The sequence below is a fragment of the Methylobacterium nigriterrae genome (assembly GCF_037106235.1).
GTDB classification, from domain to species: Bacteria; Pseudomonadota; Alphaproteobacteria; order Rhizobiales; family Beijerinckiaceae; genus Methylobacterium; species Methylobacterium nigriterrae.
The window spans coordinates 1-269 of the sequence record NZ_JBAWTG010000894.1; the positions used below are offsets into that span (position 1 = coordinate 1).

The following is a 269-nucleotide window of genomic DNA, read 5'->3' on the forward strand; positions in this document are numbered from 1 at the left end:
GTAGCGGCGCCGCCTTTTTACTATCGTGGAAGTTCGATACCTAAAAAGGGAGGCAATATGTCAACCGCCACACAGGCGCCACCGCAGCGCAAACAGTGGGATACGCGCCGCACCGAGAAGCGGCGCCGGCTGGACGCCGTGCGCCAGTTTGCGAATGGGCCCGTGCTGCAGCAGGCCGATATGGTGGCCGTGCTCGAAGCGCTGCTGGCGCCCGGTGACCGAGTAGTGCTGGAAGGCAATAACCAGAAGCAGGCAGACTTTTTGGCGCG

1 protein-coding gene is annotated in these 269 nt (G+C 62.5%); it reads left to right on the top strand.

The window, feature by feature from the left end:
* Positions 1–57 precede the first annotated feature (57 nt).
* A partial coding sequence (locus WDW90_RS39585) for a malonate decarboxylase subunit alpha (protein ID WP_336493055.1) occupies positions 58–269 on the top strand: 212 nt, incomplete at its 3' end.